This is a genomic window from Nonomuraea sp. NPDC047897, from assembly GCF_043204415.1.
Taxonomy (GTDB): domain Bacteria; phylum Actinomycetota; class Actinomycetes; order Streptosporangiales; family Streptosporangiaceae; genus Nonomuraea.
On the sequence record NZ_JBIDCC010000010.1, the window covers coordinates 101,176 to 114,123 of the forward strand.

General features: G+C 72.4%; 15 protein-coding genes. 6 read left to right on the forward strand and 9 right to left on the reverse strand.

The annotated features are described in order from the left end of the window. Positions 1 to 4: 4 nt before the first annotated feature. Both ACGF0J_RS23115 and ACGF0J_RS23120 read right to left on the reverse strand, forming a co-directional pair. Positions 5 to 1,828, reverse strand: a complete 1,824-nt coding sequence (locus ACGF0J_RS23115) for a hypothetical protein (RefSeq protein ID WP_393149004.1) — start codon at positions 1,826 to 1,828, stop codon at positions 5 to 7. A gap of 125 nt (positions 1,829 to 1,953) precedes the next feature. Next, positions 1,954 to 2,916, reverse strand: coding sequence for a thiamine-phosphate kinase (locus tag ACGF0J_RS23120; RefSeq protein WP_393149224.1), 963 nt, complete (start codon positions 2,914 to 2,916; stop codon positions 1,954 to 1,956). 68 nt (positions 2,917 to 2,984) lie between these two features. Between ACGF0J_RS23120 and ACGF0J_RS23125 the strand changes: the two genes are divergently transcribed. Next, positions 2,985 to 3,218, forward strand: coding sequence for an Lrp/AsnC family transcriptional regulator (locus tag ACGF0J_RS23125; protein ID WP_101787931.1), 234 nt, complete (start codon positions 2,985 to 2,987; stop codon positions 3,216 to 3,218). Positions 3,219 to 3,233: 15 nt separating this feature from the next. After that, positions 3,234 to 3,662 carry a DUF3515 family protein gene (locus tag ACGF0J_RS23130; protein WP_393149006.1) on the forward strand — a complete coding sequence of 143 codons (429 nt, stop codon included), beginning with the start codon at positions 3,234 to 3,236 and terminating at the stop codon, positions 3,660 to 3,662. Here the strand turns inward: ACGF0J_RS23130 and ACGF0J_RS23135 are convergent. The 3 genes from ACGF0J_RS23135 to ACGF0J_RS23145 all read right to left on the reverse strand — a co-directional run bounded on the left by ACGF0J_RS23135 (position 3,645) and on the right by ACGF0J_RS23145 (position 6,561). Beyond that, positions 3,645 to 4,739, reverse strand: coding sequence for a D-alanine--D-alanine ligase family protein (locus ACGF0J_RS23135; RefSeq protein WP_393149008.1), 1,095 nt, complete (start codon positions 4,737 to 4,739; stop codon positions 3,645 to 3,647). The two genes, ACGF0J_RS23130 and ACGF0J_RS23135, sit on opposite strands and share 18 nt — an antisense overlap. 96 nt (positions 4,740 to 4,835) lie before the next feature. Then, positions 4,836 to 5,846 (reverse strand): NAD(P)H-dependent glycerol-3-phosphate dehydrogenase, encoded by a 1,011-nt coding sequence (locus ACGF0J_RS23140; RefSeq protein WP_393149010.1) that lies wholly within the window; start codon positions 5,844 to 5,846, stop codon positions 4,836 to 4,838. Between the two features lie 4 nt (positions 5,847 to 5,850). After that, positions 5,851 to 6,561: a lysophospholipid acyltransferase family protein gene (locus ACGF0J_RS23145; protein ID WP_393149012.1), complete on the reverse strand. Its 711-nt coding sequence runs from the start codon at positions 6,559 to 6,561 to the stop codon at positions 5,851 to 5,853. An 80-nt stretch (positions 6,562 to 6,641) separates the two neighbouring features. Here ACGF0J_RS23145 and cofC point away from each other — a divergent pair, with 80 nt between their 5' ends. Together cofC and ACGF0J_RS23155 are read left to right on the forward strand one after the other, a co-directional pair. Continuing rightward, positions 6,642 to 7,277 (forward strand): 2-phospho-L-lactate guanylyltransferase, encoded by a 636-nt coding sequence (cofC, locus tag ACGF0J_RS23150; protein WP_393149014.1) that lies wholly within the window; start codon positions 6,642 to 6,644, stop codon positions 7,275 to 7,277. A gap of 19 nt (positions 7,278 to 7,296) precedes the next feature. Next, positions 7,297 to 7,503: a hypothetical protein gene (locus ACGF0J_RS23155; RefSeq protein WP_393149015.1), complete on the forward strand. Its 207-nt coding sequence runs from the start codon at positions 7,297 to 7,299 to the stop codon at positions 7,501 to 7,503. Positions 7,504 to 7,563: 60 nt separating this feature from the next. Here the strand turns inward: ACGF0J_RS23155 and ACGF0J_RS23160 are convergent, their stop codons facing one another. The 4 genes from ACGF0J_RS23160 to leuC form a co-directional block, all read right to left on the reverse strand. Further along, complete coding sequence (locus ACGF0J_RS23160) at positions 7,564 to 7,863, reverse strand: HU family DNA-binding protein (protein WP_393149017.1); 300 nt, start codon at positions 7,861 to 7,863, stop codon at positions 7,564 to 7,566. A gap of 101 nt (positions 7,864 to 7,964) precedes the next feature. Continuing rightward, positions 7,965 to 8,216, reverse strand: coding sequence for a hypothetical protein (locus tag ACGF0J_RS23165; RefSeq protein WP_393149019.1), 252 nt, complete (start codon positions 8,214 to 8,216; stop codon positions 7,965 to 7,967). Further along, positions 8,195 to 8,782 carry a 3-isopropylmalate dehydratase small subunit gene (gene leuD, locus ACGF0J_RS23170; protein WP_393149021.1) on the reverse strand — a complete coding sequence of 196 codons (588 nt, stop codon included), beginning with the start codon at positions 8,780 to 8,782 and terminating at the stop codon, positions 8,195 to 8,197. The genes ACGF0J_RS23165 and leuD overlap by 22 nt, the downstream gene beginning before the upstream one ends. A gap of 71 nt (positions 8,783 to 8,853) precedes the next feature. Then, positions 8,854 to 10,239, reverse strand: a complete 1,386-nt coding sequence (gene leuC / locus ACGF0J_RS23175) for a 3-isopropylmalate dehydratase large subunit (protein WP_393149023.1) — start codon at positions 10,237 to 10,239, stop codon at positions 8,854 to 8,856. An 87-nt stretch (positions 10,240 to 10,326) separates the two neighbouring features. On the opposite strand from leuC, the gene ACGF0J_RS23180 reads away from it, so the two are divergent. Next, positions 10,327 to 11,043: an IclR family transcriptional regulator gene (locus ACGF0J_RS23180; protein ID WP_393149025.1), complete on the forward strand. Its 717-nt coding sequence runs from the start codon at positions 10,327 to 10,329 to the stop codon at positions 11,041 to 11,043. A 58-nt stretch (positions 11,044 to 11,101) separates the two neighbouring features. Next, positions 11,102 to 12,844 carry a hypothetical protein gene (locus ACGF0J_RS23185; RefSeq protein ID WP_393149027.1) on the forward strand — a complete coding sequence of 581 codons (1,743 nt, stop codon included), beginning with the start codon at positions 11,102 to 11,104 and terminating at the stop codon, positions 12,842 to 12,844. Positions 12,845 to 12,948 lie beyond the last annotated feature (104 nt).

The following is a 12,948-nucleotide window of genomic DNA, read 5'->3' on the forward strand; positions in this document are numbered from 1 at the left end:
AACCTCAGCTGACGGCGCAGTCCCCGCCGACGAGCCCGCAGTTGGCCGGCTGGGCGGCCTTGCCCGTGGCGGAGAACGTGATCGCGGCCGACCCACCCGCCTCCAGGGAGCCCGTCACGTCGATGATCAGCAGGTCGCCGTCCTGGGACCACTCGGCGCCCTTCACGCTCACCACGCGCCCCTCGACCGGCATGGACAGGGTCGGCGACCGCAGCGGCTCGGCGGAGGCGTTGACGACGTCCACCCGCGCCGTGTAGCCGGTCACGCGCTGGCGCACGACGTCGAAGTCGACGTTCACCGTCTGCCCGGCGCCCTGGGGTGCGGCGGTGGTGCTGCCGGTAGGCAGCGGGGCCGCGGTCGTGCCGTCGGTCGGCTTGCCGCCCGGATCGATGATCGTCGTGACCTCGTCGGTCGGCGTCTCGGTCGGCGTGCTCTCCTCGAAGGTCGGCGGGGACGGCTCGTCGGACGGCCTGACCTGTGCCTTCTTCGTCCGGGTGGGCCTCGGCTCCGGCGAGCTGGTGCGGCGGGGCGCCGGCGCGGTGGCCGTGGCCCGCGGCGTCGCGCTGCCGGACGGCGTGGCGTCGTCGGCCGGCTTGCCGGTGGGCTCCTCGCTGGGCTCCTCGATGTCCTCCTCCATCGGGTCACCGGCCCCGTCGGCGGGTGAGGAGGCCAGCGGCCCGGGCTGGTTGGTGCCCTGTACGGCGGCGCAGGTGGCGCCCTGGCACTGCTCGGACGCACCGGAGCCGCTCATCAGCTTCACCCCGGCGACGGTGCCGCCGAGCACGACGACCACGGCGGCGACGGAGAGCAGCGCGAGCCGCCCCCTGCGTCCGCCGCCCGGGGCGTCCGTCCGGTCGTCGTCGCCACCGCCGGGAGGCGACGTGCGGCGGCCGCGCCGGCGCGAGACCGGCTCCTCCGCCTTCGGCTCGTCGGACGACCAGCCGGAGCCAAGGAAGCCGTTGTCGCGTTCGGACCATTCGGGGGCCGGGGCGTCGACCATCGTGGGGCTGCCGTACACCTTGACGTCGCCCGGCTCGGGCGGCCCGCCGGGTGCCTGGAGCGCCTGCGTGCGCTCGGAGCCGTCCGGGCCGTCCTGGCCGTTCAGACCGTCCGGGCGGCCGCCGGGCGCGCCGAACGCCTGCGTGGCATCACCGCCGGCAGGCCCGAACCCCTGCGTCGCGTCACCGCCGGCAGGCCCGAACCCTTGGGGTCCGGTGCCGCCGGGAGCGCCGCCGCCCTGCGCGGCCATGGACGGCCCGAAGACGTGGGTGTCGGACGGCTCGGGCGCCGATGACCGTCCGGCCGCCGCGAACGGGCCGGAGCCGCCGCCGAAGGGGTCGGCGGGCCGGGGGGCGTCGAAGGCGGGCGGGCCGAAGGTCTGGGTGCTCTCCACGGCCTCACCGGCCGCGGGCGCGTCCCACTCCGGCGGCCGCGCGAACGCGCCCGTCGTCTCGAACGGCCGGGCGGCCGGCGGCACCGCGCCGCCGTCCGCGCTGCCGTCCGCGCGGGGCGGTGGGGCCGCGAAGGCCCCGGTCGTCTCGAACGGGTCGGACTGTGACCGGCGGATGGTCTCGCCGGGCTCGCGCTGGGGCATGGGCGCCCACTGTCCGGTCACCTCGGCCCGGTCGGGAAGCTCGGGCCAGCCGGGCGGGTCGGACCGCGGCTCGTCCACCCGATCCCAGAAGGAGCTCTTGGCGGACGGGTCCGGCACGGCGGCCCACTGCGCGGCGCGGTCGGCGTTGATCTCGAGGTCCCCCTCCGGAGAGTCGTCGGATCTGCCGTTCCCCCGTTCATTCGCGTCGTCGGATCCACCTGTGTGGCGGCCCATGGCTGCCCTTTCTGCCGGTTACCGATGGCCGCCAATCTTCATAACACCTTTGCTACGCCTTTGTCACAGCAATCCCATGAGTCAAACCTCATATGCGGGAAATTTCACGCAATTCGAATACAGGGTCACCGAAAGTGATCCCATCCGCCTCGAACCGCGGACCGGCCCGGTACGTACACCCCTTCACCGGTCACCACCCGCCCCACGACCTGCCACGACGACGGCAGCACCACCTCCGGCGGGAACGTCGCGGCCAGCGCGTGATCCTCACCGCCCGTGAGCACCCAGTCGAGCGGATCGGCCCCCAGTTCCTTCGCGGCGGCGGCCACCGGCTCGCCCACGGTGAACGCCGCGGGGTCCAGCTCGACCCGCACGCCGCTGGCCTTCGCGACGTGGCCGAGGTCCTGGAGCAGCCCGTCGCTCACGTCCAGCATCGCGCCCGCGCCCAGCCGCGCCGCCTCGGGCCCGCACCGGTACGGCGGCAGCGGCCGCCGGTGCGCCGCCACGGCCGCCCCCAGCGCCGTGCCCTCCCAGGCGGGCACCTCCTCCCGCAGGCCCGCCTCGAGCAGCGCCAGCCCGGCGGCGGCGTGTCCCAGCCGTCCCGCCACGGCCACCACCTGACCCGGCCGGGCGCCCGCCCGGGTCACCGGAGCGCCCCCGCCCAGGTCGCCCAGCGCGGTCACCCCGAGGACCAGCAGGTCGCACCCGGTGACGTCGCCACCGGCCACGCTCGCCCCCACCTCGGCGCACTCGTCACGGAACCCGTCGGTCAGCGCGTCGAGCCAGGCGACCGGCAGGTCCGCCGGCATTCCCAGCCCGACCACGAGGCAGGTCGGCACGGCGCCCATGGCGGCCACGTCGGCGAGGTTCTGGGCCGCCGCCTTGCGGCCGACGTCGTAGCCGCTGGACCAATCGCGGCGGAAGTGCCTACCCTCAATCAAGAGGTCCGTCGACACCACGACACGCCCGTCGGGCGCGCCGACCACCGCGGCGTCGTCGCCGGGGCCGAGCAGAACGGCCGCGCCCTGGGGCAGACGTCCTGAAATCCGACCCACCGCTCCGAATTCGCCTAGATCTCCTACTCTGATGACACACCTCCTGACGCTCTCAGGGTACGGTGGCCCTTCGGCGTGATCCAATCGCCCGGGAGGACGTAATGGTGCAGGCCTACATCCTTATTCAGACCGAGGTGGGCAAGGCCGCGAGCGTGGCCCACGAGATCTCCGGCATCCAGGGGGTCACACAGGCGGAGGACGTCACGGGACCCTATGACGTCATCGTCCGCGCTGAGGCCCACAACGTCGACGAGCTGGGCAAGCTCGTCGTCGCCCAGATTCAGGCAGTGGAGGGGATCACACGTACCCTGACGTGCCCGATCGTCCACATCTGAGGTAGACCGTTTCCCATGCGTGCCGCTGCCGTCCCGCTGCTCCTGCTCGTGCTCGCCGGGTGCGGCGCCGTTCACGTGGAGCCGCCCGCCCCTCAGGGCGAGGCGGCTGCGGCATGTGACCGGCTCGCGCCGCGGCTGCCGCGGACGCTCGACGGCGTGGAGCGCACCGCGTCCACGCCCGAGTCGCCGTACGTCGCCGTGTGGGGCGAGGCGGAGATCGCGCTGCGCTGCGGCGTGCCCCGGCCGTCGCGGATGGCGCCCACCGACCGGCTGGACGAGATCAACGGGGTGGGCTGGTTCGCCGATCCCGACAAGCCGGCCCTCTACACCGCGATCCAGGCCCCCCTCTACGTGGAGGTGACGATCGCGGGCACGCGCACGGCCGGCGCGGTGCTCGCCGACCTCTCCGGCCCGATCGCCCAGGTGTCAGCGCAGCCCCGGTGACCGGTGCAGCGCGAGCTGGACGAGCCGGTCGACCAGGGCGGGATAGGGCAGCCCGGACGCGGCCCACAGCTGCGGCGCCACCGACAGGGAGGTGAACCCCGGCATCGTGTTGATCTCGTTGAGGACCAGCTTCCCCTCCGGCGTGTAGAAGAAGTCGACCCGGGCCAGCCCCTCGCACTCCAGCGCCTCGAACGCCCGCACCGCCATCGCCCGCAACTCCTCGGCCACCTCGCCCGGCAGGTCGGCGGGCACGGTGAGCGACATCTGGTCGGGGTAGTACTTGGCCTCGAAGTCGAAGAACTCCTGCCCGCCCTCGATCTTCACCTCGCCGGGCAGCGACGCGCCGGGCGGCTCGTCGCCGAGCGACTCCAGCACCGCGCACTCGATCTCCCGCCCGGCGATCGCCGCCTCGATGAGCACCTTGGGATCGTGCCGCCGGGCGAACTCGACGGCCTCCTCCAGCGCCGCGCGGTCGTGCGCCTTGGAGATGCCCTGCGACGACCCCGCGCGGGCCGGCTTGACGAACACCGGCCAGCCCAGCGCCTCGGCCTCCTTGAGCACCCGCTCGCGGTCCAGCCGCCAGTCGCGCTCGCGCACCACCACGTACCGCCCGACGGGGAGCCCGGCCGCCGCCATGACGGTCTTCATGTACGCCTTGTCCATGCCGACCGCGCTGGCCAGCACGCCGGAGCCGACGTAGCGCACCCCGGCCATCTCCAGCAGCCCCTGGATGGTGCCGTCCTCGGCGAACGGCCCGTGCATCACGGGGAACACCACGTCGACCGAGCCGAGCTCGACCGGGATGCTGCCCGGATCGTAGGCGACGAGCGTGCCCTCGCCCGACGGCAGCGCCAGCGCCGCGCCCGAGGTGTCGACCTCGGGCAGCTCGCCCTCCTCGATGGCGAACCGCTGGCCGGACGCCGCCAGCACCCATCTGCCGTCCTGGGCGATCCCGATGGGGATCACCTCGTACTTGCTCTTGTCGATCGCCTCCAGCACGCTGCCCGCGCCCATCAGGGACACGGCGTGCTCGGAGTTGCGACCACCGAAAACGACGGCGACGCGTGGCTTGCTCATGAGGTCCGAATCTACCGGCGTGTCCCACCTACAGCGAGTCAAGCCCGGGCGTGGTGTCCGCAACGGTCGTTCCCGCCCTGGCCGGCGGGGCGCCGGTCACACGCCGTACCGCTCGGGTTTGGGCGAGCGCGACATGAGCAGCATCCCCGCCTCGCCCGGCGACATGCCGTCGTGCACGACGCCCACGACCACCTCGGTGATCGGCATCTCGACGTCGTGTTTGCGGGCCAGCTCCAGCACGGACTCGCAGGACTTGACGCCCTCGGCGGTCTGCCGGGTGGCCGCGATCACCTCGGCCAGGGTCATGCCCTTGCCGAGGCGCTCGCCGAACGTCCGGTTGCGCGACAGCGGCGAGGTGCAGGTGGCCACCAGGTCGCCCATGCCGGCCAGCCCGGCGAAGGTGTGCGGGTCAGCGCCGAGCGCCGCGCCGAGCCGGGAGATCTCCGCCAGACCCCTGGTCATGAGCATGGCCGAGACGTTGTCTCCCATGCCCATGCCGACGGAGACGCCCACGGCCAGCGCGATGACGTTCTTGACCGCGCCGCCCAGCTCGACGCCCACGACGTCGGGGTTGGTGTAGGGCCGGAACCACGGCGGCAGGTGGCAGGCCTCCTGCAGCCGGGCGGCCACGCTCTCGTCCGCGCAGGCCACGACCGTCGCGGCGGGCTGACGCTGGGCGATCTCCTTGGCCAGGTTGGGCCCGGAGACGACCGCGACCCGGTCCTCGGGCACGCCGGCGACCTCGCGGATGACCTCGCTCATCCGCTTGGTGGTGCCGAGCTCGATTCCTTTCATCAGGCTGACCAGCACCGCGTCGCGCGGGATGTGCTCGCGCCAGGCGGCCAGGTTGGCCCGCAACGACTGCGAGGGCACGGCCAGCACCACGAAGTCGGCCCCCTCCAGCGCCTCGGCCGGATCCGTCGTGGCGCGCAGGGACGTGGGCAGCGCCACACCCGGCAGGTAGTCGAGGTTGGTGTGGGTGCGGTCGATCGCCTGCACCAGCTCCGGCCGGCGTCCCCACATCGTGGTGCGGGTGCCCGCCTCGGCGAGGATCATGGCGAACGTGGTGCCCCACGAGCCGGTGCCGAACACGGCGGCCTTGGTCATCGGGTCACCGTCCGGCCGGGTCGTAGGGCGTCTCGGGCGCTCTCTGGCCGCGCAGCTCGGCGAGCTGCGCGGTGATGGCGGCGATGATGTCGGCGGTCGCCTCGCGCAGCACGCTCGCGTGCGGGGGCCGGCCCGCGTACTTCGACAGGTCGACCGGCGGTCCCACCGACACCCGGAACGTCTTGCGCGGGAACAGCCGCGGCCGCTTCTCCCCGTACGGCAGCAGCTCGTGCGCTCCCCAGTGGGCCACCGGGATCACCGGGGCGCCGCTCTCCAGCGCGAGCCTGGCCGCGCCGGTCTTGCCGACCATCGGCCACAGGGCGGGATCGCGGGTGCACGTGCCCTCCGGGTAGAAGAGGATCGCCCCGCCGTCCTTGAGCCGCTGCGCCGACTCGTGCAGCGACCTGGCCGCGTCGGCGCTGCCGCGGTAGACGGGGATGGCGCACAGCGAGCGCACCGCGTGGCCGAGCAGGGGCACCTTGAACAGCGCCGACTTGGCCAGCACCACGGGCCAGCGCCCGTTGTTGTACAGGAAGTGCGCGAGCAGCACCGGATCGGTCCACGACAGGTGGTTGGCGACGATGATGATCCCGCCCTCTCGGGGGATCCGTTCCCCGTGCCGCCAGTCCCTGTTGACCAGGAGCAGCGACAACGGCTTCACGATGACCACGGCCAGGCTCTCCCAGAAACGCGATGGTCGCGTGAGGCGCCTCATGCTCTCCTCCAAGCCGAACGGTGTGCGCCCCAAGTCTCCCGGTTGGTCGCCGGGGATGTCGAGGCGCGATGCTTAAGCCTATGAGCAACCGCTGGTCACTGGTCATCCCGGTGAAGACGCTGGTCGCCGCGAAGACCCGGCTGGCCGCCGCGACGGGCCCGCACCGGACGCGGCTGGCCGTCGCGGTCGCCTGCGACACGGTCTCGGCGGCGCTCTCCTGCCCGGTGGTCGAACGGGTCATCGTGGTGACCGCCGACCCGGCCGCCGCGGGGCCGCTCGCGGCGCTGGGCGCCGACGTGGTGCCCGACCCGGACCGGGGGCTCAACACCGCGCTGCGGACGGGCGCCGCCCATGCGGCGCGGCTCGCGCCGGGCTCCCCCGTGGGCGCGCTGCAGGCCGACCTGCCGGCGCTGCGCCCGGCGGAGCTGGCCGTCGCGCTGGCGGCGGCCGCCGAGTTCGACCAGGCGTTCGTGCCGGACGCGCTCGACGTCGGCACCACGTTCTACGGGGTACGGCCGGGTGTGCCGTTCACGCCGCGGTTCGGCGGGGAGTCGCGGGCCAGGCACCTGGCCGGCGGCGCGAAGGAGGTGTGCCCGGACGGCATCGAGTCGGTCCGGTGTGACGTGGACACCCCCGCCGACCTGCGCGCCGCCCGCGCGCTCGGGCTGGGCCGGCACACCGCGGCCGTGGTCGAGGAGCTGTGGCCGCGGCCCTGAGACGGTTTACCCTGGTTGCGTGCAGGCCACGGTGCGCAGTTTCGACGAGACCACCCGTTCCGGCACGGTCTTCCTCGACGACGGGACGGTGCTGTCCTTCGGCGCGCCCGCGTTCGACGCGGGGCCGCTGCGGCTGCTTCGGCAGGGGCAGCGGGTGCGCCTGGTGACGCGCGGCGAGGAGATCACCTACGTCACGCTGTCGACGTTCCCCGTGCCCCTGGAGTGAGGCCCCGGAACGCGAGACGCCCGGCTCCCCAGATGTGCGGAGCCGGGCGTGCGGGCTGCGTTACTTCTTCTTCGCGGCCTTCTTGCCGCCGGCGTTGACCAGTTCCTTGAAGTCGGAGCCCGGACGGAACTTGGGCCCCCAGCTTTCCTGAACCTTGATCTCCGCCCCCGTCGACGGGTTCCTGGCCGAGCGAGCCGGCTTGTGAACCATCTCGAACGCGCCGAAGCCCGTGATCGAGACCTTGTCCCCGCTCGCTACCGTCTTCTGGACGACATCGATGATGGCGTTGACGGCTTCGGTGGCAGTGCGCCGGTCGCCGACCCGCTCTACGATGGCGTCAACGAGCTCTCGCTTGTTCATATACGTTGTGCTCCCCCCGTTACGGCTCGGGGTTCCAGCTCACGAAGCTAAGACGTAGAAACCCCTTACTCTCCCGAAACTAAGCCTGATTGCGGGCGAACTCAATCACCCGGCGTGCTTTCGGCTGCGCGTGGCGTGTCGGATCCGCCGTCCAGCTCGGCCAGGAGAGCCTCCAGCCGGGCCGTGGCCCGGTCGGGATCGCGCTTGGCGAGGTCGCAGATTGCCAGGTATCTACGGGCATATCGCGCTTTGTCGGCGCTGGGCAGCGCGCGTACGCGGCGGTGCGCCTCGCGCAACCGCCGCGCCAGCTCGTCGTCTTCGAGGTCGTCCGTCAGACGGTCGTCGGCAGCCATGGCTGCCGACCATTCTCGTACGCCGCCACCTCGTCGGCGTGACGCAGGGTCAGCCCGATGTCGTCGAGGCCCTCCATCAGGCGCCAGCGGGTGTAGTCGTCGATCTCGAAGCCGACGGCCTCCCCCGCCCAGCGCACCTCCCGGCCGGCCAGGTCGACCGTCACCTGGAGCGACGGATCGGCCTCTACGGCGGCCTGCAGCGCCTCCACCTTCTCGCCCGGCAGCACCACCGGCAGCAGGCCCATCTTGGTGGAGTTGTTGCGGAAGATGTCACCGAACCGCGCGGCGACGACCACGCGGAAGCCGTACTGCTGCAGCGCCCAGACGGCGTGCTCACGCGAGGAGCCGGTGCCGAAGTCGGGACCGGAGACGAGGATGGAGGCGCCCTGGTAGGCCGGGTCGTTCAGCACGAACGCCGGGTCCTCGCGCCAGGCGGCGAACAGGCCCCGCTCGAAGCCGGTGCGGCTGACCTGCTTGAGCCAGACGGCCGGGATGATCTGGTCGGTGTCCACGTTGCTGCGGCGCAGCGGCACCGCCGTACCGGTGTGGGTGGTGAAAGCGTCCATGGTCGAAATCTCCTAGAGGTCGGCAGAGAGAGGCACGTCGGCGGGGCGGCGCGCGCCCCGCCGTGACCTCGCTAGAGGTCCGCCGGGGCGGTGAGGCGGCCGGTGACCGCGGTCGCGGCGGCGACCTGCGGCGACACCAGATGGGTGCGACCACCCTTGCCCTGGCGGCCCTCGAAGTTGCGGTTGGAGGTGGAGGCGCTGCGCTCGCCCGGCTGGAGGGTGTCGGGGTTCATGCCGAGGCACATCGAGCACCCGGCCTCCCGCCACTCGGCCCCGGCCTCCTTGAACACCTCGTGCAGCCCCTCCTGCTCGGCCTGCAGCTTGACCAGCATCGAGCCCGGCACGATCAGCGTGCGGGTCCTGACCTTGCGGCCGCGCAGGATCTCGGCGGCCGAGCGCAGGTCCTCGATGCGGCCGTTGGTGCACGAGCCGACGAACACCGTGTCGACCTCGATCTCGCGCAGCGGCGTGCCCGCGGTCAGGCCCATGTACTCCAGGGCCCGCTCGGCGGCGGAGCGCTCGATCGGGTCGGCGAAGCTCTCCGGCTCCGGCACGGCCGCGTCCAGCGGCAGGCCCTGGCCCGGGTTGGTGCCCCAGGTGACGTAGGGGGTGAGCGTCGAGGCGTCGATCTCGACGACCTTGTCGAAGACGGCGTCGTCGTCGGTGCGCAGCGTCCGCCAGTAGGCGACGGCCTGGTCCCACAGCTCGCCGGAGGGCGCGTGCGCGCGGCCCTTGAGGTAGGCGAACGTGGTCTCGTCCGGGGCGATCATGCCGGCCCGGGCGCCCGCTTCGATGGACATGTTGCACACGGTCATCCGGCCCTCCATGGAGAGCTTGCGGATGGCCTCGCCGCGGTACTCGACGATGTAACCCTGGCCACCACCGGTGCCGATCTTGGCGATGATGGCCAGGATCAGGTCCTTGGCCGTGACGCCCACGGGCAGCTCGCCCGACACCTCGATGGCCATCGTCTTCGGCCGGTAGGCCGGCAGCGTCTGCGTGGCCAGCACGTGCTCGACCTCGGAGGTGCCGATGCCGAACGCGATGCCGCCGAACGCGCCGTGCGTGGAGGTGTGGGAGTCGCCGCACACGATGGTCATGCCCGGCTGGGTGAGGCCGAACTGCGGGCCGATGATGTGCACCACGCCCTGACCGGCGTCGCCCATCGGGTGCAGCCTGACGCCGAACTCGGCGGCATTCTTGCGCAGCGTCTCGACCTGGGTCTTGGAGACCGGGTCGGCGATGGGGCCGAGCACGGTCGGCACGTTGTGGTCCTCGGTCGCGATGGTGAGATCGGGCCTGCGCACCTTGCGGCCGGCGAGCCGGAGCCCGTCGAACGCCTGCGGGCTGGTCACCTCGTGGATGAGGTGCAGGTCGATGTAGAGCAGGTCGGGCTCGCCGTCGGCGCGGCGCACGACGTGCTGCTCCCAGACCTTCTCCGCCAGTGTGCGGCCCATGATCTCCTCCTGTTGGTGCGATGCACCGCTGTCGCAGTGACGCCTCCCGACTTGCCTTCTCATATGTCGAGACGGCAGTATCGGTGTATGGACAACTCTAGCGGAGTCGGAGTACTCGACAAGGCCGTATTGGTGCTCAACGCCCTCGAAGCCGGCCCGGCCTCGCTGGCCCAACTCGTTCAGGCCACCGGATTGGCCCGCCCCACCGCGCATCGACTGGCTGTCGCCCTTGAGCACCACCGCATTGTGAGCCGTGACACACAGGGCAGGTTCGTCCTCGGCCCACGCCTGTCGGAGTTGTCCACAGCCGCCGGCGAGGACCGGCTGCTCGCCGTGGCCGCGCCCGTACTGATGCACTTGCGTGACCTGACCGGCGAGAGCGCGCAACTCTACCGCCGGCAGGGTGACGAGCGGGTCTGCGTGGCCGCGGCCGAACGCGCCAGCGGCCTGCGTGACACCGTGCCCGTAGGCTCGGCGCTGCCCATGACAGCGGGTTCGGCGGCGCAGATCCTGCTGGCCTGGGAGGAGCCCGACCGGCTGCACCGGGGGCTGCGCGGGGCCAAGTTCACCGCAGCGACCCTGGCCTCCGTACGCCGCCGGGGGTGGGCGCACAGTGTGGGAGAGCGCGAGCAGGGCGTGGCGAGCGTGTCCGCCCCGATCCGCGGCAGCGGCGGCAAGGTGATCGCCGCCGTGTCCGTGTCGGGTCCCATCGAACGGCTCACCAGGGCGCCCGGCCGGCTCCACGCGGTGCCCGTGATGGCGGCCGCCGAACGCATCACCGAATCGATGCGCCGCACGTCATGATCAGCCAAACGGCGTATTCGGGGAGCCGACTGCCTCGCGGGCGCACTAGCCTGAGTGCGTGACAGATCGCATCGAGGTAGCCGCCACTGAGCTGCGACCCCTGCTCGAAGAGTTCATCTTGTGGGCGCGCGCCAACGCGCCCGACAGTGACCCCGAGCTCGTGGGACCGGCAGCTCTGTGGCACCGTCTCGCCTTCTCCCAGGATCTCGGCACGTGGAAGCGCGCCGACCTGCGAAATCTGCTGCTCGACCGCATGCCCAAGGTGGTGGAGGACCCCGACTCCGCCGCCGACGGCATGCTCCCGGCCGTGGACGCCTACCTGACCTTCCTCTCGCAGACGGGCAGGCTGACCGAAGGGTCCGACTCGCTGGGCGACCTGCGGGCCGAGCTCGACGACGTCGAGGACGAGTTCGTCGAGCTGATGGAGGACCTCCTCGACGACGGCGAGGGCGACGACGTCGAGGACGAGACCGGCGATCTGGGAGACTTCGAGCCGTTCGCCGACGAGCTGGCCGACCTGCCCACGATCCGGCTGCGGCCCGACAGCGAGCTGGCCGCGGCCGCCCGCGAGGTGCCGCTGATCGCCAAGGCCCGCGACCTGGCGTTGTGGGTCGGCTCGGGACGCCGGGTGGGCGAGGACACGCTGCTGTCCGACGCGGAGGTCGAGGAGGCGCTGACGGCCATCGGGCTGCCGACGCCGCAGACCGACGGCCCGCTCGCCGAGGCCGTCCCCATGCTGTGGAACATCTGGAACCTCGCCGTCGACCTGGAGTTCCTGGAGCCGGGCGAAGGCGACACCGTCGCGGCGCAGGACGACACCTCCGAATGGCCGTTCGACGACGACGAGGACGTGCTCGAGGCCTGGATGCTCGGCCTCCACTCCGTCGACTACGGCGATCCCGAGCTGGCCGACGACGACCTCGCCATGGCGTTGACCGGGCTCACCCGGGCCCTGCTGGTCCGGCTGCTGCTGGCCGGCGGCACCCGCGAGCTCGACGGGCTGCGCCGGGAGCTGGCCGAAGCCGCCGCCGACATCGACGAGCTGGGCGCCGAAGCCTGGCAGGCCGCCGGCGACCCGTTGACGCCGGTCATCGACTGGCTCGTCGGCTACGGGCTGATCACCGTCGAGGGCACCACGGTCGTCGACGGCGTGGCGACCGGAGGCACGCTCGCCCTGACGCCGCTCGGCACCGAAGGCGTCGTCCACCTGGTCGACGACGCCGACATCGACGTGGACGCCCGGCCCGCCATCGAGTCGATGAGCGCCCACGAACTGCTGGCCCTCAGCGCGGAGCTGCCGGAGGAGGAGGCGGACGCCGAGTTCGCCGCCTGGATGCGGCTGCGCCAGCCGGGCCGGGCCGCCGAGGAGCTGCTGGAGGCGGCGGCCGAGGACGAGAGCGACGCCCTCATCCGGGTGCAGGCCGCCAGCGTGGTGGGCACCCTCGGCGAGGCGGCCGTGCCGGCCTGGCAGGAGGCGCTCAAACAGTCGTCGCTCCGGCCGTACGCGGCCACCCACCTGAGCCAGCTCGGCGTGGAGGGCGCCCCCGAGCCGACGCAGGACGACACGCACTGGCTCATCCTCGACATGTGGACCATCTCGGCCGGCCTGGGGCGTTCGGAGTTCGTGAGCAGCCTGCGCGACATCGGGCCGGAGCTGCTCAACGACCTTCTTGAGGTGATCTGGAAGATCCCGCACGCGCACGTGGAGGAGCTGCTGGACCTGATCTCACAGGTCCACCCGGACAAGCAGGTCGCCAAGGCCGCTCGCCGCGCCCTCTTCAAGGCCCGCTCCCAGTCCTGAGCCTCCCGCGCTCCGCCGGCTGTCGCCCGATGCGGGCCACGCCCCACCCTCACGAGGACCGTCCGGCCCTCACGGACGGGCGTGGCACGCACGGCGCGCTACAC

Bases quoted from the DNA above. Each gene is read 5' to 3' on its own strand.
- ACGF0J_RS23115 (WP_393149004.1), bottom strand. From the start codon at position 1,828: ATGGGCCGCCACACAGGTGGATCCGACGACGCGAATGAACGGGGGAAC.
- ACGF0J_RS23125 (WP_101787931.1), top strand. From the start codon at position 2,985: ATGGTGCAGGCCTACATCCTTATTCAGACCGAGGTGGGCAAGGCCGCG.
- ACGF0J_RS23130 (WP_393149006.1), top strand. From the start codon at position 3,234: ATGCGTGCCGCTGCCGTCCCGCTGCTCCTGCTCGTGCTCGCCGGGTGC.
- ACGF0J_RS23135 (WP_393149008.1), bottom strand. From the start codon at position 4,739: ATGAGCAAGCCACGCGTCGCCGTCGTTTTCGGTGGTCGCAACTCCGAG.
- ACGF0J_RS23140 (WP_393149010.1), bottom strand. From the start codon at position 5,846: ATGACCAAGGCCGCCGTGTTCGGCACCGGCTCGTGGGGCACCACGTTC.
- ACGF0J_RS23145 (WP_393149012.1), bottom strand. From the start codon at position 6,561: ATGAGGCGCCTCACGCGACCATCGCGTTTCTGGGAGAGCCTGGCCGTG.
- cofC (WP_393149014.1), top strand. From the start codon at position 6,642: ATGAGCAACCGCTGGTCACTGGTCATCCCGGTGAAGACGCTGGTCGCC.
- ACGF0J_RS23160 (WP_393149017.1), bottom strand. From the start codon at position 7,863: ATGAACAAGCGAGAGCTCGTTGACGCCATCGTAGAGCGGGTCGGCGAC.
- ACGF0J_RS23165 (WP_393149019.1), bottom strand. From the start codon at position 8,216: ATGGCTGCCGACGACCGTCTGACGGACGACCTCGAAGACGACGAGCTG.
- leuD (WP_393149021.1), bottom strand. From the start codon at position 8,782: ATGGACGCTTTCACCACCCACACCGGTACGGCGGTGCCGCTGCGCCGC.
- leuC (WP_393149023.1), bottom strand. From the start codon at position 10,239: ATGGGCCGCACACTGGCGGAGAAGGTCTGGGAGCAGCACGTCGTGCGC.
- ACGF0J_RS23180 (WP_393149025.1), top strand. From the start codon at position 10,327: ATGGACAACTCTAGCGGAGTCGGAGTACTCGACAAGGCCGTATTGGTG.